A 21,693-nucleotide genomic window follows, 5' to 3' on the forward strand; every position below is an offset into this window, starting at 1 on the left:
TCCGTTTCTATATTTTAGCGCTCCTGCATCCAGCGGGCGGCGTCTTTGGCAAAGTAAGTAATGATGATGTCAGCCCCGGCGCGCTTCATGCCAATCAGCATCTCCTGCACGATCGCTTTTTCATTGATCCAGCCCTGCATTGCTGCGGCCTTCACCATCGAGTATTCACCGCTCACATTGTAAGCAACAAGCGGCAGATCGAACTGATCTTTGAGCGTACGCATAACGTCCATGTAAGCAAGAGCAGGCTTAACCATCAGCATGTCCGCGCCTTCCAGCACGTCGGTTTCCGCTTCCCGCAGCGCCTCGCGTGCGTTCGCCGGATCCATTTGGTACGTTTTGCGGTCGCCGAACTGCGGCGTGGAATCCGCCGCTTCGCGGAACGGTCCGTAAAAAGCGGAAGCATATTTTACAGAGTACGACATAATCGGCACGTTCTCGAATCCGGCTTCGTCCAGACCCGCACGGATCGCCTGTACGAATCCGTCCATCATGTTGGATGGCGCGATGATGTCCGCGCCGGCTTTGGCCTGGCTAACAGCTGTCTTCGTTAGCAGCTCCAGCGATTCGTCGTTCATGACGTCGCCGTATACTTGTCCGTCCACTTCGAAGGTGTGAACCATGCCGCAGTGGCCGTGATCGGTAAACTCGCACAAGCAGGTATCGGCTACAACGAGCAGGTGAGGATACCATTTTTTAATCAGACGCGTGGCTTCCTGTACGATCCCATCCTCAACGTAAGCGGAAGAGCCCACGCTGTCCTTCGTTTCGGGAACCCCGAACAAAAGCACGGCCGGAATCCCCAGCTCTACGATTTCGTCCACTTCGGACTTGAGTGTATCGAGCGAGAAATGGTAGACTCCCGGCATCGATGAAATTTCATTTTTCACGCCTTGACCATAAGTCACGAAAATCGGCATAATCAAATCATTCACGTTCAGTACGGTTTCACGCACAAGATTACGCATACCTGTAGATTGACGCAAGCGACGATGTCTTATAATTGGAAAACTCATATCTATAACCTCCAGTATCGCATTTCATTCATAGTTCAAAAAAAGCTGCATCATTGGTGTTGATGCCGATTTGTCATGTGTGAGCACAACGACTCCACCAAACCGTCAATGGTAGCTTGATCAGCAACCATGCTTACCCTAAGTCCTGCATCGCGGGCCGTCTTCGCGGTTATCTCCCCGATACATGCAGCCTCCGATCGGCTGAGCAGTTGAACCGGATCCTGTACACCCATACGCTTCAGCTTTTCGAGCAAATGGGTCACGGTCGAGGAGCTGGTGAAAGTCACGGCATGTATTGCCCCTTCCGTAAGCAGCCTGATCAGCTCATGATCCTCTTCCTGGCTCATGACCGTCTGATAGGTATCGACAGCCGTAACCTCAAGTCCCATTTCCTCAAGCTTCTCAGGCAGCCAGCTCCGGGCCAGATCACCGCGCGGAAGCAGCACTTTCTGGCCAGGCAGCAGCTCCGCGCCAAGCGTTTCGATCATGCCCTCAGCCTGAAACCTCCCCGGCAGCTCGACGGGAATAATCCCGCGCTCCTTAAGCGCTTGTGCCGTGGCCGGGCCTACGGCAGCAATCTTCGCATGGTACAGGCTTCGTATATCCTTGCCCTGTTCAGACATATGCCGGTAAAAGTATTCAACGCCATTGACGCTCGTGAAGAATACCCAATCGTAGCCTTCAAGCCGGGAAAGGGCCTCCTGAATCCTGTCCAACGTATCCTGGTCCTGCGGATAGACCGTTTCAATGACAGGAAATTCATAGGACTCTCCGCCGAGCTCGTCAATCCGGCTCACAAGCTCGGACGCCTGAGACCTGGTACGAGTCACCAGAATCCGTTTGCCGAAAAGCGGAAGAACCTCCGCCCATTTCAGCTGTTCCCGCTGAAGCACGACATCGCCGACGATGATGACGGCCGGAGGTTGAAAGTTTGCTTCCAACACTCTTTGTTCGATGTCCTCAAGGGTTCCCGTCAGCGTATCCTGCTCGGCGCGGGTTCCCCACCGTACCAGGGCGACCGGCGTATGTCCAGGCCTTCCGTGCTCCATAAGCTGATTTGCGATATATCCGATTTTGGACACGCCCATCATAAAAATGAGCGTCCCCGTCGCGTTCGTGACCTTTTCCCAATCAATCATGCGGTCTAGCTTATCCGGGCTTTCGTGTCCGGTAATGATCGACAGTGATGAAGCGAAGTCCCGGTGAGTGACAGGAATGCCGGCATAAGCCGGAACGCTGATGGCAGCCGTAACTCCGGGCACGATTTCGTAAGCAATCCCGTTCTTCTTCAGCAGTCCGGCTTCTTCGCCGACCCGGCCGAAGATCGTTGGATCTCCGCCTTTCAAACGCACAACCGTGTTTCCTTCAAGCGCCAGATCCACCAGAAGCTGATTGATTTCTTCCTGCTTCATCGTATGGCGATCCGGGAGCTTTCCCACGTAAATTTTACGGGTTCCTGGTTTTACCGCACCAAGGAGCTGCGGCGCGGCAAGACGATCGTAGACAACCACATCCGCTTTTTGCAGGCATTCCAGACCTTTCACGGTTATTAACTTGGCGTGGCCCGGGCCTGCACCAACCAGATATACTTTTCCCGCCATCTCCTCATCCCCTACTCCCTGACTTGTTCGAGAATCTTTTCCGCACCCCGCTCAATCAGCTTTCCGGCTACTTCTTCCCCTAACTTCACCGGATCTGTGCCAAGCAGCGTTTCCTTCAAGATGACATCTCCCTCAGGAGATCCCACCATTCCGGTCAATTCCATAACGTTTTGTCCCGCAAGAGAATGTCCTTCCGGCGCCGTAACCAGGACTGCATGCGCACCGATCGGGACTTGGCAGCCGCCGTTCAACACGCCAAGGAATTTGCGTTCTGCGGCTATGGTCAGCTCGGACTCCTTGTCATTATATAGCGCCAGCAGCTTGCGCAGCTCCTCGTCATCTTCACGGCACTCAATGCCAAGCGCTCCCTGGCCGACCGCGGGCAGGCAGGTTTCCACAGGAAGATAAGCCGTAATCCTGTCTTCCCAGCCCATCCGGAACAGCCCGGCCGCAGCGAGCAGTATCGCTTGAAAGCCTTCGGTCTCAAGCTTCTTGAGGCGGGAATCGATGTTGCCGCGGACCGGTTCCAACTGCAGGTCAGGGCGGTAAGCCTTGAGCTGACTGGAACGGCGGAGACTGCTCGTCCCTACCTTGGCGCCTTGCGGCAGATCATCGATACTCTTCCCATCTAGCGTAATGAGGCAGTCGCGCGGATCTACCCGGCGAGGCACCGCACCGTTCATGAGGCCATCCGGAAGTACGGAAGGCATATCCTTCATGCTGTGTACCGCCATATCGATTTCACCGTCCAGCATCGCCTGCTCAATTTCTTTGACGAACAGTCCCTTGCCCCCAACTTTGGAGAGCGACACATCCAAGATGCGGTCGCCTTTGGTGACGATTCGCTTCACTTCGAAATCGAAATCGAAGCCATGCTCCTTGCTGAGCCTCTTCAGGTCTTCAATGACTTGTCCCGTTTGTGTCAGTGCCAAGGCACTTTGTCTGCTGCCTACTACGATTGTCCGCATTCCCATTCCTCCTGATTGTCGTTGATCCACTTCCTGATTTCTTCCGCATCGCCTGGCTTAAAGCCCCCCTGCCGCACGGAATCAAGAACCTCCGGACCGCTAGCCTTTCGTAATAAGGCTTGCCGCATTGCCGGATCGCTAACCTGCTGCTGGATCATCCTGCGCATTGCATATAAATGATCGAGGTATACCTCGAATTCGTTTCCATAATCGTCCTCCAGCTTTCTGCGGATCGCTCGGGCGGCCAGCGGCCCCGCTCCCGAAGTCGATACGGCGATCACAAGCCGGCCGCGCCGGAGAACGCTGGGATGTATAAAGCTGCCCATCTCGGGCTGATCGGCCACATTGGCAAGAATCCCTTTGGCCTTGGCTTCCGCAGCTGCAAGCCGGTTCGCTTCGGAATCATCCGCTGCGGCATACAGCATAAACGCGCCATTCAGATCGCCTTCGGCATACCTTCGGGGAAGCCACTCCAGCTTGCCCTCCTCATGATACTGCTGTATAGGCGTTGTGACTGTTGGACTGATGACCGTAATGCGGGCTGAAGCCGCAAGCAGCTCCTTTATCTTCCTCTCGGCAACTCGTCCGCCTCCGATTACCACGCAAACCTTGCCTTCGCAGTCCAGCATGATCGGCATGTACACAGCCATCCCGGTTCACTCCCCGCTCCAATGGTGGAAATCAGACCATGTATTCAGCACGAAAATGATAATAATAAATATATACCCCGTTAAAATCCATTTAGCCATCCTCGTACCCGAATGCTGCTGCGAGCGCTTCTTAAAAAGGTAGAAATAATAGAAGCTAAGACCCGCGAAAGTTGCCAGCACCTTCAAATCCAGAAGCAGGTTCAGCCTTCCTTCCGATATTACGGATAAAGCCGCGACGATAAATGAAACCGTCAGCACCGGCGTACCGATAAAAGCCAGCGAGTATGCATATTTATCGAGCAGTTCAAGGCTGGGCAACCGCCGGACCGTGTCCGTCCATTTCTTTCCTTTCAATTTCCGGTGAAGGAAAAGATACATCACCGCAAATACCGCGGCAATCGTATAAATGACGAAGCTAAGATTCGCAAGCGTAATATGCAGAATGAGGAGGCCATGCACCGTCTCCCAGTGCTTAAGCGGATTGTTTCCCGGGGAGAACCACAGCCTGTCCAGCACCTGCACGCTGAAGCCGATGATACTGAGCAGCAGCACGGCGAATTCCGCCCGCTGCAGCAAATGAACAATCAATGAGGCAACGACAAGACTGAAAGCAAGCAGGAGGAGAAAATCAAAAGGCGTAAAGATCGGAAGCGTCCGCTCCTCGACAGCCCTGATGATTAAAGCCCCTCCCTGCAGCATTCCGACTACAGCAAGAAGCCCTGTACCCATCCGCTTCGCGCTCCGATTGCGTCGTATGCAATCCGAGATAAAAAACAGAAGGCTCAGGGCATAGATATAAATACCGGCATCATAAAATCCCGTAAGCATGTCCACTCCCCCTGTCAGCCTTACAGGCCAGCTGGTGTCAGCGAACCTTTAATGGCAAACGGTTTGTTTTCATGCTTCTCTCTGCTGAGTTCATTTTTGGCTGGGGCGGGCGGCTTCATCCGTCCCGGCTCCGCTCCGGCTTCATTCAAATCGTCTTCCAATGCAAAAATCTGTGTGAAGTACTCCAGCGCTTCATTGCCGTCTTTGCCTGCCGTCAGCTCTTTGATCCGGTTAATCGGATCATGCATCATCTGGTTGACGATGCTCTTGGTCAATCGGCGGATGACCTTACGCTGATGTTCGTCCAGTTCCGGCAGCTTGTTAAACAAGCTTTGCAGCGTTTCTTCGTGAATATTCGAGGACTTTTCCTGCAGCGCACGGATCGCCGGTCTTACGCCCAGCGTCTTCAGCCACGTATAAAACTCGTCCATTTCTTCGGAGATCATTGTTTCGATTTTGGCCGCCTCGGCTCTGCGCATCTCCAGATTGCTTTCAACGATTCCTTCCAGGTCATCAATATCGTACAGGAAGACGTTGTTCAGTTCCGCAATGGCTGGATCGATGTCGCGCGGAACGGCAATGTCGATGATAAACAGCGGCCGGGATTGCCGCTTCTTCATGCTCTCGCTGACCTGTGTACGGTCCAGGACGTAATCCTTCGCGCCCGTGGAGCTGATCAGAATATCCACTTCATGAAGACGCCCCAGCGCCTGTTCCATCGTGCAAGGCGTCCCTTTGAATTTGCTTGCCAGCTCCTCGGCGCGGGCGAGCGTCCGGTTGGCCACGATAACTTCTTCCGCGCCGTTTGCATACAAGTGCTTCACCGTAAGCTCGCTCATTTTGCCTGCACCTAGAATCAGTACCTTCTTATCGTCGAACATGCCAAAAATCCGTTTGCCCAGCTCTACGGCTGCATAGCTGACGGAAACGGCGCTTTCGCCGATCGAAGTTTCGGAATGTGCTCTTTTGCCAAGCGTTACGGCCTGCTTGAACAACATGTTAAACCATGTTCCTGTCGCCTTTTCCTGCTGACTTTGCAGAAATGCGGTACGAACCTGACCCAAAATTTGCGTTTCTCCGATCACCATGGAATCGAGTCCGCATGTGACGCGGAAGAGGTGGGAGATCGCCTGCTCGTCTTCATATATATATAAATGCTGGGTGAATTCCTCGCGGGGAATGTCAAACCACTGCTCCATAAAGCTCCGGATAAAGTATCCGCACATATGCAGGCGGTCCACCACAACATATATTTCCGTACGGTTGCAAGTCGCCACGATGACGCCTTCCATCACGCTTTTGGTCAGCATAAGCTGGCTGAGCGCTTCCGGCATTTCATTTTGTTCAAACGTAAAACGTTCCCTTACTTCTACAGGCGCTGTGCGATAGTTCAATCCGACAACGACGATATGCATTTACATGTTCACCTGCCTAAGGTTCATTTCAAAAAAAAAGATCCAATTCAGGATTAACTTTTTTGGTTGCTATTCATTTTCATTATGTTAATTATATCACAGTTGTAAAGTAACCCCGACATATTTTATGAAATGTTTATGAAAATACATCGTTTCGACAAATAGGGTCTTGCATTTTATTATTTTGCCTTAAACATCCCAAGAATATACCGCTTTATTAACCATCTCCTACTCACCTTTAACCAAGGCCTCGAGCCGCTTCCCCGCTGTTTCCAGTTCATCGTTCCTCGAAGCGATCACATGGCCGCTTTCGCTAAGCAGCTGTTGGTACGGTTCAACCACCCCGGAGAATACCTCGCTGTAACTGCCGAGCAGCTCCTTTTCCGCATCGCTTAATGGACGCTTACCGCCGATCTGCCAGGTCGTGAGGGACTCCACCAGCCCGTTTAACGCCGGAAAAGAGTAGAGTTTATCCTTGCCAAGCGATTTCATCAGCCGTTCATGGGTAAAGGCAGCCGAATATGCCGCAAGCTTCAGCGCATCCAAGTCCCCGGTATTTGCCGCATCGGCCGTATCGAGAAGCGATGTATTCAGCACCTGTATTTGGAAAAGCGATACTTCATACAGCATCTGCTTTGCATCGGCATGACTTGCCTGCGGACGCATCATGCGGTATGCCTGGTATGCCAGTATAATGACCAGCAGCGCAATCAGAATTACAAACAGCAGATCTCTTGATTTTCGTCTTCTCATTTGTCCCGGCCCCCTATTTGTCACGAGCTTGTTCCACCCGTATAGTATATGGGACCCCCAAAAAACAAATAACCATGGAGACGGATCTCCATGGTTATGAATTATTTATCAATGATTTAAGCGCCAAGCCTTTATACCAGCTCGACCTGTTTCATTTCCGGCGTTTCCACCTTCAACTCGCCCAAACCGCGTACCAGCTTCTTCGCATACGTTTTTTCAGGTTTCAATACGGATACCAGGTAATCAATAGCCAGTTGTGGATCTACTGTTTCGCCACAGGTGTAGCAATCAATCGCTGCAAATCCTCTCTCGGGATACGTATGAATCGAGAGGTGGCTTTCTGACAGCAACACAAGAACTGTCGCTCCTTGAGGTTCAAACTGCTTGGATTGAACCGACATAACGGTTGCTCCGCACGCTTCCGCAGCCTCAACCATGTGGGCCTGCAAAAACTCGGCGTCGTTCAGCATATCAAAGTCGACTCCCCAAGTATCAACAGCAACGTGTCTTCCGAAAGTTGAGTATTCCATCTTCCGGTTTCCCCCTTCCTAGGAATAAAATGTTTGAAAATTTCATCCGCTAGGACCTACGTCATTCACTTCCCGAGGGAATAATCTCTCGCAACATTCAATGTCCTGAGTGAATCCTGGTTCCTAATATATTCTTTTCAACGAGATTAAAAATAACATCTATCAGGGCGAAATGCAATACTTTTTTACAGGTTTCCGGGTGTTTTATTTTCTCATCTTTGTCCCATCAAAAGTGCGGCTAAAAGCTCATATACACGCTTTTGCATAACTCCTCATTCCTATCCCTTTTCACAAAAAAAGAACTCCTTCATATTTCGAAGGAATTCCCTGATTCATATATGAGTTCAAGCTTCTAATGCAAACCATTTGGCGGCGCTTTGCCGCAATTTTTGATCAATGCGGGCAATTTGCTCCTGGGTTACCGCTTTGTTGCGCTCATCCAGCCAGTAGTTGATATCCTGATAAAGCCGGGATATTTCCTGCTCTACATCGTCGAGCTGATAAACCCGCTGCAATTCACCTGCTGTATGCTTATACTCGTATACCAGCTTGCTCTGGGATGGAGTCACTTCTTCAATTTTTCGAACCGAGCCGTTCTCATAATAATACATCATTGTGAATCCTTGATAAATACGGTTAACAACGCCTCCGCCTTTGCAGGCCACAAACAGCTTGCGCACCAGGTTCGTCATACGGGGGTTCACCAAGCGGCATGACAACTCACAGAAGTACAGGCCATCCTTACTTTCAAGAGGGAAATGAACCTCCTCGCCGCTTTCGTCTTCCAGCACAATTTCTTGTCCTCCGCTGTCCAGCACCTTGACGATCACGTGCATGTGACAGCATTCAGCCGAATGCATAAACTGGTTCAATTGAAGCTCCGTGATTTGTAAAGTGGCTTTAACATACTCCGTGGCTAACCGCTGAGCCATAAAAATCTCCTCAATTCTTTTTTATGATTACAGAACTTCCGCTAAAGCTACCCGGATCGATTCCGTAATCGCAAGAAAAATTTCCGCCGTCAGGCGGTCCGGCTTTTGTGAATGTACGTCCATGACGTTCTGCAAGAATCCTTAGTATTATTATACAGCACAATTCAAAACCATTGCCTGCGGACGAAAGCTTGAATTTTCTTCATATTTCATAAAAAAACGGATTAAGCCGGATTTTTGAGCAAACTTTTCACGGGATGCTCACTTTCCTGCCGGATAAAGTCTGAATCCCTACGCGACACGTCGAAAATCCATCATTCTAATCGACCCGCATGCTCGCTTATTCGGCGGGATGCTCCGATTCGGGCAGCACGTTTTCCTGCTGGTTAAGTCCGGCAATGGATTGGATCTGAGCCCATAATTCTTCTTTGCCCAATCCGGTTTCGGACGAATACATCACAAAAGCGTCTGTCTTGCGCATGAGCAGCGCTTCCTTCATCTGCTTTACATGCTTTGGCCAGCGGCTCTTCGGAATTTTGTCCGCCTTGGTCGCGACCACGCAAATCGGAATGTCATAATGCTTCAGCCAGTCGTACATCATTTCATCGTCTTTCGTCGGCGGATGGCGCAGGTCCACGATGAGCAGCACCATTCGGAGCGTCTCCCGCTCTAGCAGGTATTTCTCGATCATTTTCCCCCATGCCTGACGCTGGGTTTTGGATACCTTCGCATAGCCGTAACCGGGAAAATCGACGAAATAAAGCTCCTCATTGATCCGGTAATAGTTAAGATGCTGGGTTTTGCCCGGGGTGGAGCTCGTTCTTGCTAAATTTTTACGGTTGATCATCCGGTTAATAAGGGATGACTTGCCTACATTCGAACGCCCTGCCAGAGCAATCTCCGGCAAGGCGTCCTCAGGATATTGGTCAGGGCCAACGGCGCTGATTACAAACTCCGCTTGGGTTACTTTCATGTCAATGGTTCCTCTCTAGTGCACTCCCGCCTGTTCCACAAGCGCATGCTTCAGCACTTGATCCATGTGGGCCACAGGAACAAATTCCACTTCATCTTTAACGCTGTCCGGAATGTCTCTCAAATCCCGTTCATTGTCTTTCGGGAGCAATATTTTCTTATAGCCTGCGCGATGCGCTGCAAGCGACTTTTCTTTCAGGCCGCCGATCGGCAGCACCCGTCCGCGAAGCGTGATTTCCCCGGTCATGGCCACGTCCTTGGAAACATGCTTTTTGGTAAGGGCCGAAATGAGAGCTGTGGCGATCGTGATGCCGGCCGAAGGACCGTCTTTCGGGATCGCACCCTCAGGAATATGAATATGAATATCGTTCTTTTCATGGAAATCCGGATCGATGCCGAGCTCCGCCGACTTGCTGCGGGTGTAGCTGAACGCAGCCTGTGCGGACTCTTTCATCACATCGCCCAGTTTACCGGTGAGCGTGAGCTTGCCGGAGCCGGGTACGACCGTGACCTCGATCACCAGCGTTACGCCGCCTACCTCGGTCCACGCGAGCCCGGTAACCGTGCCGATCTGGTCTTCCAGGTCAGCTACGCCATGCCGGAATTTGGCTGCTCCAAGGTAATCCTTGATATCGTCAGGCTCCATCGTTATCGTTTCGTTTTCAGCGGACACGATTTTTTTGGCAGCCTTGCGGCATAACGCCGCGACCTGCTGTTCCAGATTACGGACGCCCGATTCACGCGTATACTCGCGAATCACTTTAAGCAGCGCTTCTTCATTGATCTGAAGCTGCTCCTCCTGCAGGCCATGCTCCCTCTTCTGCTTAGGCAGCAGATAGCGATTGGCGATCTGCAGCTTCTCGAGCTCGGTGTATCCGGGAATGTTGAGCACTTCCATACGGTCCAGCAGCGGCCGCGGAATATTGTGTATCACGTTCGCGGTTGTTATGAACATGACCTGAGACAGATCAAACGGAATCTCAATAAAATGGTCGCTAAACGTGTTGTTTTGTTCCGGATCCAGCACCTCCAGCAATGCCGAAGACGGGTCCCCACGGAAATCCGAAGCCATTTTATCGATTTCGTCCAGCAAAAAGACCGGATTCATGGCACCTGCGCTCTTCATGCCCTGAATAATGCGTCCCGGCATGGCCCCGACGTACGTACGTCGATGCCCGCGAATTTCGGCCTCGTCACGGACTCCGCCAAGCGAGATGCGGACAAACTTGCGATTCAGCGATCTTGCGATGGAGCGCGCAAGCGAGGTTTTACCTACGCCCGGAGGACCCACAAGGCAAAGAATCGGCCCCTTCATCCTTTTGACCAGCTTCTGCACGGCCAAATATTCGAGTACCCGTTCCTTCGGTTCGTCCAGACTGTAGTGATCCTCGTTCAATATCTGCTCTGCTTTGTGGATGTCCAGATCATCCTCGGTTTTATTGCTCCAAGGAAGACCCAGCAGCCAGTCCAGATAATTGCGGATGACACCGCCCTCTGCGGAGCTTGCAGGCATTTTCTCAAGCCGGTCGATTTCTTTGTCAACCTTCTCCTTCACCTTCTCAGGCAGCTCCTGCTTCTCCATCAGTTCGCGAAGCTCTTCCACCTCGCCGGCGCGTCCTTCCTTTTCACCCAGTTCTTTTTGGATGGCCTTCATCTGCTCGCGCAGGTAATATTCCTTCTGCGTCTTCTCCATCTGCTTCTTGACGCGCTGATTGATCTTGCGTTCAAGCTCCAGCACTTCCCGCTCGTTGTTCAGAATATCCAGCAATTTCTCAAGACGCTTGCCGACATCGACGGTCTCGAGAATCTCCTGCTTATCCTTGATCTTAAGCGACAAATGACTGGTAATGACATCGGCAAGGCGCCCCGGTTCTTCAATGTCGGAAACCGCAGCAAGCGTCTCCGGGGTCACCTTCTTGGATAAATTGATATAATGCTCAAACTGGCTTAATACGGTACGCATCAGCGCATCCACTTCCGGATTGTCGCTGTCCTCTTCATGCAGCTCACGGGCGAGGACTTCATAATATTCCTCATTGTCCGTGTACTGAATAATTTCGGCGCGTTCCATCCCTTCCACAAGGACTCGGATCGTACCGTTCGGAAGCTTAAGCATTTGTCTTACGTTGGCAACGGTGCCAATACGGAAAATATCTTCTTGGGTCGGTTCTTCTATGTTCACCTCGGATTGAGAACAAAGGAGAATCAGGTTATCTTCCACCATCGCTTTTTCCAGAGCCTTGACCGATTTCTCCCGGCCTACATCGAGATGCAGTACCATGCTCGGGTAGACTAGAAGGCCTCGCAAAGGCAATAACGGAAAACGGCGGCCTTTCGCTTTACTAAGCCCCATCGCTTTCGCACCTCCAGCCGTTCTCAGGTTATAACATCCGGTTATATTTTAGCAAATGTTCACAGAAAACACCAATAATTAAGCTGCTTCAGCATGTCCCCGCATCGGTAATCTGTCCGGATCGGCCCGGATTAGCCTGCAAATACGGAGCGGAAGGCGACTGAGGGAAGATCTCCGGTGCAGCGCTTTTCTCCAGTGCATCGTTCCGCAGCTCCTCGTGCACATGGATATGCTGGGCCGGCTTCAGCTCGCTGCCGAAGACATGGACGAACACCTCCTGCACGTTTTCCACGGGAATGACCTTCAAACTGCCGAGATCCTCGAACAGCGTCTGCCAGTTCTCTTTTGGAATGATCACCGTCGTTGCTCCCGCCTGGAATGCCGCTTCCACCTTGGCGATGACGCCGCCGATCGGCTTAACCTTGCCGTGGATGCTGATTTCGCCTGTCATGGCGATTCGGTTATCTACAGGCACGCACCGGATCGCGGACATGATGGCCGTGGCCATAGCGATGCCGGCAGACGGCCCGTCAATCGGCGTACCTCCGGGGAAGTTGATATGAAGATCATAGTCACCGGGCTTAAGGCCGAGGGAGCGAAGCACCGTCAGCACATTCTCGACCGACCCCTTCGCCATGCTCTTGCGCCGGAGCGTTCTCGAGCTGCCGCCAATCTCCTCTTCTTCAACGACACCCGTTATATTGTACTTCCCTTCTCCCGGAGCCACCGGTACAGCCGTCACTTCAATTTCAAGCAGGGTGCCCATATTGGGGCCGTACACGGCCAACCCGTTCACAAGACCGATTTGCGGCTGTTCCGGGATCTTCCGGTCCGGACGCGGCTGCAGCTGGCTGCTGCTTGCCACCCACTCCACATCGGATGCCGCCAGCAAATCTCTTTTCTCTGTCAGAGCAAGACCTGCCGCGAGCTGAATGATGTTGACCGCCTCGCGCCCATTCGTCGCGTACTGCTTCACAACCTCGACAGCCTCGGGACAAGGCTTAAGTCCGATCTTCTGGATGGCATCCTCGGCAATCCGCCCGATCTCGTCAGGCAGCAGCGGCCGGAAGTAAATTTCCATGCAGCGGGACCGCAGTGCAGGAGGCAATTCCTGCGGCGAACGTGTGGTAGCTCCCACCAGACGAAAATCCGCAGGCAGACCATTTTGAAAAATGTCATGCACGTAAGCAGGCGTATTGCTGTCCTCCGAATTGTAGTATGCGCTCTCGAGCAGGACTTTACGGTCTTCGAGTACTTTTAACAACTTATTCATCTGGATCGGATGCAATTCACCGATTTCGTCCACGAACAAAATACCGCCATGCGCCTTTGTCACCGCTCCCGGTTTAGGCTGCGGAATACCGGCTACGCCCATCGAACCGGCCCCCTGATAGATCGGGTCATGCACGGAGCCAATCAGCGGATCGGCGATGCCGCGCTCGTCAAAGCGTGCTGTCGTCGCATCGATCTCCGTGAACTTGGCGTCAGCTTTAAAGGGGGAAGCCGGGTTGCGCTTCGCTTCTTCCATGACCACGCGCGCTGCGGCGGTTTTTCCGACCCCCGGCGGACCATAAATAATAACATGCTGCGGGTTTCCGCTGCACAGCGCAGCCTTCAGGGCCCGCAAGCCGTCCTTTTGACCGACAATGTCCTGAAGCGACTGCGGCCTGGTCTTCTCCGCCAGCGGCTTCGTGAGCGAAATGGAGCGAAGCTTGCGCAGCTTATCCATTTCCTTGCGGGACTCCCGGTCCACAGCGGTCCGGTTCGTTTTTTGTCCGCGCAGCAAATTCCAAAAATAAATGCCGATGATGACGGCAAAGAAAAATTGTACAAGCATCATTACCATGCTTAAATTCATTTCAAAACCCTCCCGTTTCTCTTATGCGGCCAGTTTTCCCTTGAACTCTACTTCGGTTATACGACGGGTTAGCCTGATACATGGTAGTATAGCCGTTTCACACCCAGGTAAACGCCTGAAGCAGGATTTATGGTAAGGTTTTTCAAAAAAAATGATAAGCGAACTGGATCAACTACGGATTCTAAATAAAAAAGCTGCATGCCTTATTGAAAGGCAATGCAGCTTGGGATTATGCATTTGATTTAATGCTTGCGACCGGGAATGGTCCCCGTCTCTTCATATACACGTACGATAGAGTCAATTTCTTTTTTGAGCTCCTCTACCATCTCGGCTTCCGGCACCTTACGGATCATTTCCCCGTAGCGGAACAGCAGGCCTTCGCCTCGTCCGCCGGCGATGCCGATATCCGCCTCGCGGGCTTCACCGGGACCGTTCACCGCGCAGCCGAGCACCGATACTTTAATCGGCACTTTCAGCTTCGAAATGTACTCCTCGACCTCGTTGGCGATCGAGAACAGGTCGATATCGAGCCGTCCGCATGTAGGGCAAGATACGAGCGTAGCCGCGTTAGAGATCAGGCCGAAGGTTTTCAGCAGCTCGCGCGCTACCTTGATCTCTTCTACCGGATCCGCACTCAGGGAAATCCGAACCGTGCTGCCGATGCCCATGGACAGCAATGCACCGATGCCTGCAGAGCTCTTAATCGTCCCCGAGAACAACGTTCCCGATTCGGTAATCCCGAGGTGGAGCGGGTAAGGAATGACTTCCGCCGCTTTCCGGTAAGCTTCGATGGCCATCGGCACATCGGAGGCTTTGAGCGACACGATGATATCGTGGAAATCAAGCTCCTCCAGAATGTTGATGTGGAATAATGCGCTCTCCACCATCGCCTCCGGAGTCGGATAGCCGTACTTCTCAAGCAAATGGCTTTCCAATGAACCGGCATTGACCCCGATGCGAATCGGAATACCGCGCTCCTTGCAGGCCTTCACTACCGCTTCAACCTTATCCCGGCTGCCGATGTTGCCTGGATTGATACGTACTTTATCTATGCCGTTTTCAATCGCTTTGAGGGCAAGCTGATAGTTAAAATGAATATCCGCAACAAGCGGGATATGAATGCGTTTCTTGATTTCCTTGATTGCTTCCGCAGCTTCCTTGTTATTGACCGTGACGCGAACCAGCTGGCAGCCGGCTTCCTCCAAACGGAGAATTTCGGCAACCGTCGCCTCCACGTCTGCTGTCTTCGTCGTACACATGCTTTGAATGACGACTTCATTGCTTCCGCCGATCGTCAAATTACCGACTTTAACGGGTCTTGTGTCTTGTCTCAAAAACATGATCTTTTCTCTCCCATAACGCCAAGACTCCACCCCATCCCCTCAAAAAGACGAACAGCCTGAGGGGTGAAGTGGAGAAACGGCAATGAATTTCCGAAAGCCGCCTCACCTTACAATAAAAGGATTAGGCGCTTTCTTCCTGTTTATTATCTTTCTTGCTGATGAGCTCAGGAACGATTTTCTCCTTCACAACCTGTTCCGTGATGACGCAGTCTTTAATGTCATCGCGGGAAGGAACCTCGTACATCACGTCAAGCATGATGCCTTCGATGATCGCTCGGAGGCCACGGGCGCCGGTATTGCGCTTGATGGCTTCTCTCGCAATGGCTTCGAGGGCTTCCGGCTCGAACTTGAGCGCTACGTTATCCATTTCCAGCAGTTTTTGGTACTGCTTGGTCAGCGCATTTTTCGGTTCGGAAAGGATTCGTACAAGTGTCTTCTCATCCAGCGGCTCCAGTGTGGAGATGATTGGAAGACGACCTACGAATTCCGGAATCAGGCCGAATTTCAGCAGATCTTCCGGAAGTACCATGCCCAGGTATTCGCCTGGTTTGAGATCCTTTTGATTCTCGCCCACGGCATTGAAGCCTATCACTTTTTTGCCGATCCGGCGCTTGATCATTTGCTCGAGGCCGTCAAAGGCACCGCCGCAAATGAACAGAACGTTCGTCGTATCGATTTGGATGAATTCCTGGTGAGGATGCTTGCGTCCGCCTTGCGGTGGAACGGAAGCCACGGTTCCCTCCAGAATTTTCAGAAGCGCCTGCTGTACGCCTTCTCCGGATACGTCGCGCGTAATCGACGGATTCTCGGACTTGCGGGCTACTTTATCGATTTCATCAATATAAATAATGCCGCGTTCGGCTTTTTCCACATCGTAGTCTGCGGCCTGGATCAGCTTCAGCAAAATATTCTCGACGTCTTCGCCGACATAGCCGGCTTCCGTCAGAGATGTCGCATCCGCAATCGCAAATGGCACGTTCAGAATTTTGGCCATGGTTTGTGCAAGCAGCGTCTTACCGGATCCGGTAGGGCCCAGCAGCAGAATGTTACTCTTCTGCAGCTCCACGTCTTCGATTTTACTGCCTGTATTGATCCGTTTGTAGTGGTTATATACCGCAACGGACAGCGATTTCTTGGCTTGTTCCTGGCCGATGATATATTGATCCAGAATATCGCAGATTTCCTTAGGCTTCGGAATATCCTTGAGATCCAGCTCTTCGTCATGACCCAGCTCTTCCTCTACAATTTCCGTGCAGAGCTCGATGCACTCATCGCATATATAGACTCCAGGACCGGCCACAAGCTTGCGCACCTGCTCCTGGGATTTCCCGCAAAAAGAGCATTTCAGCTGCCCTTTTTCATCGTTGAATTTAAACATGTAAACACCCCTTTAAGATTTAATCGGTGAAGTGAGAACCTGGTCGATAAGGCCATATGCCTTCGCTTCCTCCGCGCTCATGAAAAAGTCGCGATCGGTGTCCCGCTCGATTTTTTCAAGGGGCTGACCTGTGCGTTCCACATATATTTGATTGAGCTTTTCTCTTGTTTTGATGATCCAGCTCGCGTGAATCTGGATGTCTGCTGCCTGCCCCTGAACTCCTCCCAGCGGTTGGTGAATCATCACTTCGCTGTTAGATAACGCAAAACGTTTCCCCGGCGCACCTGCAGTCAGCAGCAGGGAACCCATGCTTGCCGCCATGCCCACGCAGATGGTTGATACATCCGGTTTAATGTATTGCATCGTATCGTATATACCCATCCCTGCCGTGACAGAACCACCAGGAGAATTGATATATAAATGAATATCCTTCTCGGGATCCTCCGCAGCAAGGAACAATAACTGTGCTATGACGAGATTGGCAACATCGTCGTCGATTGCGCTGCTGAGAAAAATAATGCGATCCTTCAGCAATCTGGAGTAAATATCGTAAGATCTCTCGCCTCGGCTTGTTTGCTCTACAACCATAGGTATCAGACTCATGTGTCCAACCTCTTTTCCGTTTAAAAGATGTAATGCCTGCTTGGATCAGTCTTACAGCATTATTCTAACATGTTCAAAGCATGATGTCATTTTTCACTTTATACCCTGCAATACAGTGTATGAACCTGGCTGCGAAATATAGCCCAAACGAAAACTTCTACTAAAGCGGTCTGTCTTCTGTGAAGGTGTGCTTCGGTAAACGTTTTTTAATATGTATGGAAGAAAAATTTATCCATTTTATACTTTAATTAGGAATAAAATGGATACTTCCAGTTAAAAATAAGGCACGCAATGGAATATACGTGCCTTATCTCTCTATAGATTCATATGTTCGGCCTCACAACCGCGAAGCCTGCATTTGAATGCTTAACTTTTCGTTATTATTCGGCTTTTTCTTCCGCAGCTTCTTCAACACCTTCAACTTCCTTGCTGTTGTCAACGAGGAGTTCAACGGTTTTGCGAAGGGAAATTTCGTCACGCAGGCTTGCAAGCGATCCGTTGGCTGTCAAAATGTTACGGATTTCGTCAGCAGAACGTTTGTAAGCTTCAGCCATCGTTTCGAGTTCCTTGTTGATGTCTTCTTCAGTAACCTCGATGTTTTCTTCTTTGGCGATTTGCTCAAGCACAAGGTTGTTGCGAACGCGTTTTTCAGCGTCATCCTTCATTTGCTCTTGCAGATCAGCCGTTGTTTGTCCGGAGAAGCTCAGGAACATTTCAAGGTTCATGCCTTGGCCGCGCAGACGGTTGTCAAAATCACGCATCATGTTCTGAATTTCACTGTCGATCATCGCTTGTGGAATTTCCACTTCAGCATTTTCGGAAACCTTGTCTACGACAGCGGATTCCTTTTTGCCTTTCGCTTCTTGTTCCTTGCGAGCCAGAAGTTCTTTCTTCAGATCTTCTTTGTACTCGGCCAGCGTTTCAAATTCACTTACGTCTTTTGCAAACTCGTCGTCCAGCTCAGGCAGCTGTTTGCGTTTGATTTCGTGAACTTTCACTTTGAATACCGCTTGCTTGTTAGCCAGCTCTTCAGCATGATAAGTTTCTGGGAACGTCACTTCAACATCTTTGAAGTCGCCTGTTGCCAGACCAACAACCTGCTCTTCGAAACCAGGGATGAACGTGCCACTTCCAAGTTCGAGAGAGTAACGTTCAGCTTTTCCGCCTTCGAAAGGAGTGCCGTCTACATAGCCGTCAAAGTCGATAACAGCGATGTCGCCGTCTTGAGCTGCGCCTTCGTCGATCACGGCGAGTTCAGCATGACGCTCTTGCAAACGGTTCAGCTCTTCGTTCACTTCTTCTTCGGATACTTCCACTTTCTCTGCAGCAACTTCTACGCCTTTGTAGTCGCCAAGCTTAACTTCAGGCTTAACGGTAACTTTGGCTTTGAATTTAAAGGCTTGTCCTTTTGCAAATTGATCGATTTCAACTTCAGGACGGTCTACAGGGAAAATATCCGTTTCGTCAACAGCTTCTGTATATACCTCTGGAAGCAAAATGTCGATGGCGTCTTGGTACAGAGCCTCTACCCCGTAACGAGCTTCAAAAATCGGCCGAGGTACTTTACCTTTGCGGAATCCAGGTACGCTCGCTTTTTTAACGACTTTATTAAAGGCTTTGTCTAGCGCATCGGAAACACGATCCGCCTCTACTTCTACTTCAAGAACGCCAAGGTTCTTCTCTATTTTTTCCCAGGTTGCTTTCATTTTATGCCTTCCCCTCCAAAAATATTTCACATGGTCATTAGTTTTAACACGCACAGAATAACCACTATAGTATAAACAAGATCGCACCCTTTTTCAAGGGCAACCCTCTGGCAAGTCAGCAACCAGAGCTTCCTCTATTTTCTACCCGTTCGTACCGGCTGCGACAAACTGCTTCATCGTGCGGTACGCCTGCTCGAAGCAAAAGCGCATCGTATCCGTTACTCCGTACATGTATCTGATATCTTCATCGCTGCGGCTGCCGGTCAGACTCTCGGAAACAATCTGATGTAGCGATGCGGCCCAGATGTCGATCGTTTCGTCGTTCTCGTCAATGATGGAAAAGTAATCGTCCGTTCCGTAAATGGCCATGATAAATTGCGTCCACAGCTCCTGCGCAAAATAAAACAGCGTCGGTTCCTGGACTTCCGTCTGCCCGGCTACCCGTTCGGTAATCAACCCGACCTGCGGCGGAAATTCCTCCGGGCTCAGTGGCACGGCTTCCACGTCGATGCGAGCCCGTTCCTGTCCGCGGGTAAGTTCGATGTTCCCCTGCATTCCGCGTTTGCGCAGCGTCTGCAAGACTCTGAATTGCAGCAAGGGATGGAGCGGCTTGTCCTGCAGCCATTTGACGAGTGCTTCGTCGATCACAGCACCTTCCAGATAGGACAGCTGCTCCAGCGCAAGCATGTTCTGTTCGCTAAGCGGCTCCTGCATGGCGGTCTCCAGCAGTTTGTCCGCATAGAAACGGTCCTCCGCAAGCCTTGCCTGCACGTTCTGACGCTTCATCTCATCTTCGTCAGGCTCCTCTTCGTCAGACTCCGGCATATCATCAGCGGCCGAATTGCCGCGGTTGTACTGCGGAAATGCAGCTTCGAGCCATTCCAGCAGCGCCTGCCATTCGTCGTAATGCCGCTGATCCTGACCTTGGCACTGCAGCAAAAAACGCAGAAGATCCATGGCTTCCCCGTATCGTTCGTTTTCCAGCATGACTGTCAGCTGAATCTGATAGAAGTCGAGTGTCTTTGGAAATAGGACTAAGTTGTCTTTGGCTGGGGAATTGGAATCATTAATAGGGGGTTCCTCCTTTCTGTCCGGGTATGTTCAATTAATTGTTGATTATAGCATACCCGCTTTGCACATGAAAAAAAACAGCCTGCATATGTACAATCCTCTCTCGTATAATATATAAAGCCGGCCGCAAAATCAGATACAAAAAACATTAATGAAGATTGAATCTATTGAAACAGTTTCGGGAGATTTTGTAGGCGCTGCTGCCCTTTTAATTAACCTTGTTAATTTGTTGTTGTAAAATTTCCACCCATATGCTATGATATTTCTTGCTTGAAATTTTTCATGTCCCAGTAGCTCAGCTGGATAGAGCAACGGCCTTCTAAGCCGTCGGTCGGGGGTTCGAATCCCTCCTGGGACGTAACATAAGCCACTCTTCGGAGTGGCTTTTTAAATTCCTCGGAGGGTTGAGAACCCATCAGGGGTTCGTCGGAGCATATGCATCGGGAGCATACACTTCGCAGTCAGCCCGCAGGGCTGTATCCCTCCTGGGACGTAACATAAGCCACTCTTCGGAGTGGCTTTTTAAATTCCTCCGAGGGTTGAGAACCCATCAGGGTTCGTCGGAGCATCCGCATCGGGAGCATACGCTTCGCAGTCAGCCCGCAGGGCTGTATCCCTCCTGGGACGTCATTAAAGCCACTCATTGCGAGTGGCTTTGTACATTCTTTAAAATTTTTTTTGTAGGTGAACCGCTCCGCAAACGAACCATTCCCCCGATCCTACTGGCCCCCATTTCCCGATTTTTTTCAAGGGTTAAAATTCGGGGACAAAGGCGACCGCTGCCGTTTCTACACCATATCCAGACCTGAATCCGGATTCTCATTTCCAATCCAATATCTCAAAAGCACTCCCCTACTGTTGAAAGTAGCATTAGTGTTTTTAACCTTACAGAAGGAACATGAACATCAAAACTCTGGGAATTGTCAATGGGTTCAGCACGGCCAACAATCCAGTTCCTCAGCTTCCATCCAGCCTCAGTAAGATTGCCCAAGCTATATACGACCGGACTTCCGCAAGCAATACAGTTGAATGGGAATCTCATTTAACATGTTTTGAGTGGAATCATACGATTTATCTCGAGAAGGGACCATAACCGGTCCGTCAATTCTTCCGCAGAACATGGCATGGATTGGTTAAACCACCATTCGATAACGCCGACGATCGCCGAACTCATGAATTGCGCAAATATCGTTTTGCTCAAATCATCTATGTTTATATTGATTTCATTCATATGTACCATGATCTGCTTATTTATCATTCTGTCCAGATGAACCCTGAAGGAGGAAACGTCTTTAATGCTGAGCAAGATCTTATATAATGGAGCGTTTTGTTTGATTTCTTGAATCGTATCAAGCAAGAGGGTTTTCGTCGGAAAAGATTCCGTCATATCCGGGGAGTAACAGCTTTCCATCAAATGAGCCAGTTGGGCTTCTATGAACTTATCCAACAGATCGTATTTATCCGAGTAATGCGAATACACGGTGCCCCGATTGACGTCCGCACGCTCTGAGATATCATTGATCGTTATTTTCTCGAATTCTTTCTCCGTTATCAATTGCATGAAAGCATTCATGATGGCAGCTTGATTTTTTTTGATTCTTCGATCCATGAAAAAGTCCACCTTTATTAAACAATTCATATTCAACTGTTGAAAAACAAACAAAACCGATAAACTTAGCGATTGCTGACCGTTCGGTAGGCTGCTATTTTTATTTT

18 protein-coding genes and 1 tRNA gene are annotated in these 21,693 nt (G+C 50.6%); 1 reads left to right on the top strand and 18 read right to left on the bottom strand.

From position 1 onward, the window contains the following. Positions 1-14: 14 nt before the first annotated feature. The 17 genes from hemB to ACTHPM_RS21275 form a co-directional block, all read right to left on the bottom strand. Complete coding sequence (hemB, locus tag ACTHPM_RS21195; protein WP_440398151.1) at positions 15-1,016, bottom strand: porphobilinogen synthase; 1,002 nt, start codon at positions 1,014-1,016, stop codon at positions 15-17. Between the two features lie 50 nt (positions 1,017-1,066). Then, complete coding sequence (gene cobA, locus ACTHPM_RS21200) at positions 1,067-2,617, bottom strand: uroporphyrinogen-III C-methyltransferase (protein ID WP_440398150.1); 1,551 nt, start codon at positions 2,615-2,617, stop codon at positions 1,067-1,069. Positions 2,618-2,628: 11 nt separating this feature from the next. Next, positions 2,629-3,585, bottom strand: a complete 957-nt coding sequence (gene hemC / locus ACTHPM_RS21205) for a hydroxymethylbilane synthase (protein WP_440398149.1) — start codon at positions 3,583-3,585, stop codon at positions 2,629-2,631. After that, entirely contained in the window at positions 3,570-4,235 is a 666-nt protein-coding gene (locus ACTHPM_RS21210; RefSeq protein ID WP_440398148.1) for a precorrin-2 dehydrogenase/sirohydrochlorin ferrochelatase family protein, read from the bottom strand. Before ACTHPM_RS21210 ends, hemC begins: the two co-directional genes overlap by 16 nt. Before the next feature lie 6 nt (positions 4,236-4,241). Continuing rightward, positions 4,242-5,063: a cytochrome c biogenesis protein CcsA gene (ccsA, locus tag ACTHPM_RS21215; RefSeq protein WP_440398147.1), complete on the bottom strand. Its 822-nt coding sequence runs from the start codon at positions 5,061-5,063 to the stop codon at positions 4,242-4,244. Positions 5,064-5,083: 20 nt separating this feature from the next. Beyond that, on the bottom strand, positions 5,084-6,478 hold the full coding sequence (gene hemA, locus ACTHPM_RS21220; protein WP_440398146.1) for a glutamyl-tRNA reductase: 1,395 nt from the start codon (positions 6,476-6,478) through the stop codon (positions 5,084-5,086). Positions 6,479-6,706: 228 nt separating this feature from the next. Then, a complete protein-coding gene (locus tag ACTHPM_RS21225) occupies positions 6,707-7,231 on the bottom strand; it encodes an S-adenosylmethionine decarboxylase (RefSeq protein ID WP_440398145.1) in 525 nt (174 codons plus the stop codon). A 131-nt stretch (positions 7,232-7,362) separates the two neighbouring features. Continuing rightward, positions 7,363-7,761, bottom strand: a complete 399-nt coding sequence (gene speD / locus ACTHPM_RS21230) for an adenosylmethionine decarboxylase (RefSeq protein WP_244727709.1) — start codon at positions 7,759-7,761, stop codon at positions 7,363-7,365. Between the two features lie 344 nt (positions 7,762-8,105). Beyond that, positions 8,106-8,693 (bottom strand): non-ribosomal peptide synthetase module, encoded by a 588-nt coding sequence (locus ACTHPM_RS21235; protein ID WP_440398144.1) that lies wholly within the window; start codon positions 8,691-8,693, stop codon positions 8,106-8,108. A gap of 340 nt (positions 8,694-9,033) precedes the next feature. Then, complete coding sequence (yihA, locus tag ACTHPM_RS21240) at positions 9,034-9,666, bottom strand: ribosome biogenesis GTP-binding protein YihA/YsxC (protein WP_440398143.1); 633 nt, start codon at positions 9,664-9,666, stop codon at positions 9,034-9,036. 15 nt (positions 9,667-9,681) lie between these two features. After that, a complete protein-coding gene (gene lon / locus ACTHPM_RS21245; RefSeq protein ID WP_440398142.1) occupies positions 9,682-12,018 on the bottom strand; it encodes an endopeptidase La in 2,337 nt (778 codons plus the stop codon). Between the two features lie 88 nt (positions 12,019-12,106). Beyond that, positions 12,107-13,876, bottom strand: coding sequence for an ATP-dependent protease LonB (gene lonB, locus ACTHPM_RS21250; RefSeq protein WP_440398141.1), 1,770 nt, complete (start codon positions 13,874-13,876; stop codon positions 12,107-12,109). Positions 13,877-14,118: 242 nt separating this feature from the next. After that, a complete protein-coding gene (gene ispG, locus ACTHPM_RS21255) occupies positions 14,119-15,216 on the bottom strand; it encodes a flavodoxin-dependent (E)-4-hydroxy-3-methylbut-2-enyl-diphosphate synthase (protein WP_440398140.1) in 1,098 nt (365 codons plus the stop codon). Between the two features lie 124 nt (positions 15,217-15,340). Next, positions 15,341-16,597, bottom strand: coding sequence for an ATP-dependent protease ATP-binding subunit ClpX (gene clpX / locus ACTHPM_RS21260; protein ID WP_440398139.1), 1,257 nt, complete (start codon positions 16,595-16,597; stop codon positions 15,341-15,343). A 12-nt stretch (positions 16,598-16,609) separates the two neighbouring features. Beyond that, a complete protein-coding gene (gene clpP, locus ACTHPM_RS21265; RefSeq protein ID WP_440398138.1) occupies positions 16,610-17,200 on the bottom strand; it encodes an ATP-dependent Clp endopeptidase proteolytic subunit ClpP in 591 nt (196 codons plus the stop codon). A 380-nt stretch (positions 17,201-17,580) separates the two neighbouring features. Further along, positions 17,581-18,906 (bottom strand): trigger factor, encoded by a 1,326-nt coding sequence (tig, locus tag ACTHPM_RS21270; protein WP_440398137.1) that lies wholly within the window; start codon positions 18,904-18,906, stop codon positions 17,581-17,583. A gap of 141 nt (positions 18,907-19,047) precedes the next feature. Beyond that, entirely contained in the window at positions 19,048-19,893 is an 846-nt protein-coding gene (locus ACTHPM_RS21275) for a hypothetical protein (RefSeq protein WP_440398136.1), read from the bottom strand. Positions 19,894-20,261: 368 nt separating this feature from the next. Between ACTHPM_RS21275 and ACTHPM_RS21280 the strand changes: the two genes are divergently transcribed. After that, positions 20,262-20,335 (top strand) — tRNA-Arg (locus ACTHPM_RS21280). A 684-nt stretch (positions 20,336-21,019) separates the two neighbouring features. On the opposite strand, the gene ACTHPM_RS21285 is transcribed toward ACTHPM_RS21280, so the two are convergent. Beyond that, positions 21,020-21,586, bottom strand: a complete 567-nt coding sequence (locus ACTHPM_RS21285) for a TetR/AcrR family transcriptional regulator (RefSeq protein ID WP_440398135.1) — start codon at positions 21,584-21,586, stop codon at positions 21,020-21,022. Positions 21,587-21,693 lie beyond the last annotated feature (107 nt).

The organism is Paenibacillus sp. SAFN-054, assembly GCF_051966755.1.
Taxonomy (GTDB): domain Bacteria; phylum Bacillota; class Bacilli; order Paenibacillales; family Paenibacillaceae; genus Paenibacillus_AQ.

What these genes read in the sequence shown, in the direction of transcription:
- hemB (WP_440398151.1), bottom strand. Translation starts at nt 1,016, where the DNA reads ATGAGTTTTCCAATTATAAGACATCGTCGCTTGCGTCAATCTACAGGT.
- cobA (WP_440398150.1), bottom strand. Translation starts at nt 2,617, where the DNA reads ATGGCGGGAAAAGTATATCTGGTTGGTGCAGGCCCGGGCCACGCCAAG.
- hemC (WP_440398149.1), bottom strand. Translation starts at nt 3,585, where the DNA reads ATGCGGACAATCGTAGTAGGCAGCAGACAAAGTGCCTTGGCACTGACA.
- ACTHPM_RS21210 (WP_440398148.1), bottom strand. Translation starts at nt 4,235, where the DNA reads ATGGCTGTGTACATGCCGATCATGCTGGACTGCGAAGGCAAGGTTTGC.
- ccsA (WP_440398147.1), bottom strand. Translation starts at nt 5,063, where the DNA reads ATGCTTACGGGATTTTATGATGCCGGTATTTATATCTATGCCCTGAGC.
- hemA (WP_440398146.1), bottom strand. Translation starts at nt 6,478, where the DNA reads ATGCATATCGTCGTTGTCGGATTGAACTATCGCACAGCGCCTGTAGAA.
- ACTHPM_RS21225 (WP_440398145.1), bottom strand. Translation starts at nt 7,231, where the DNA reads ATGAGAAGACGAAAATCAAGAGATCTGCTGTTTGTAATTCTGATTGCG.
- speD (WP_244727709.1), bottom strand. Translation starts at nt 7,761, where the DNA reads ATGGAATACTCAACTTTCGGAAGACACGTTGCTGTTGATACTTGGGGA.
- ACTHPM_RS21235 (WP_440398144.1), bottom strand. Translation starts at nt 8,693, where the DNA reads ATGGCTCAGCGGTTAGCCACGGAGTATGTTAAAGCCACTTTACAAATC.
- yihA (WP_440398143.1), bottom strand. Translation starts at nt 9,666, where the DNA reads ATGAAAGTAACCCAAGCGGAGTTTGTAATCAGCGCCGTTGGCCCTGAC.
- lon (WP_440398142.1), bottom strand. Translation starts at nt 12,018, where the DNA reads ATGGGGCTTAGTAAAGCGAAAGGCCGCCGTTTTCCGTTATTGCCTTTG.
- lonB (WP_440398141.1), bottom strand. Translation starts at nt 13,876, where the DNA reads ATGAATTTAAGCATGGTAATGATGCTTGTACAATTTTTCTTTGCCGTC.
- ispG (WP_440398140.1), bottom strand. Translation starts at nt 15,216, where the DNA reads ATGTTTTTGAGACAAGACACAAGACCCGTTAAAGTCGGTAATTTGACG.
- clpX (WP_440398139.1), bottom strand. Translation starts at nt 16,597, where the DNA reads ATGTTTAAATTCAACGATGAAAAAGGGCAGCTGAAATGCTCTTTTTGC.
- clpP (WP_440398138.1), bottom strand. Translation starts at nt 17,200, where the DNA reads ATGAGTCTGATACCTATGGTTGTAGAGCAAACAAGCCGAGGCGAGAGA.
- tig (WP_440398137.1), bottom strand. Translation starts at nt 18,906, where the DNA reads ATGAAAGCAACCTGGGAAAAAATAGAGAAGAACCTTGGCGTTCTTGAA.
- ACTHPM_RS21275 (WP_440398136.1), bottom strand. Translation starts at nt 19,893, where the DNA reads ATGCTGGAAAACGAACGATACGGGGAAGCCATGGATCTTCTGCGTTTT.
- ACTHPM_RS21285 (WP_440398135.1), bottom strand. Translation starts at nt 21,586, where the DNA reads ATGGATCGAAGAATCAAAAAAAATCAAGCTGCCATCATGAATGCTTTC.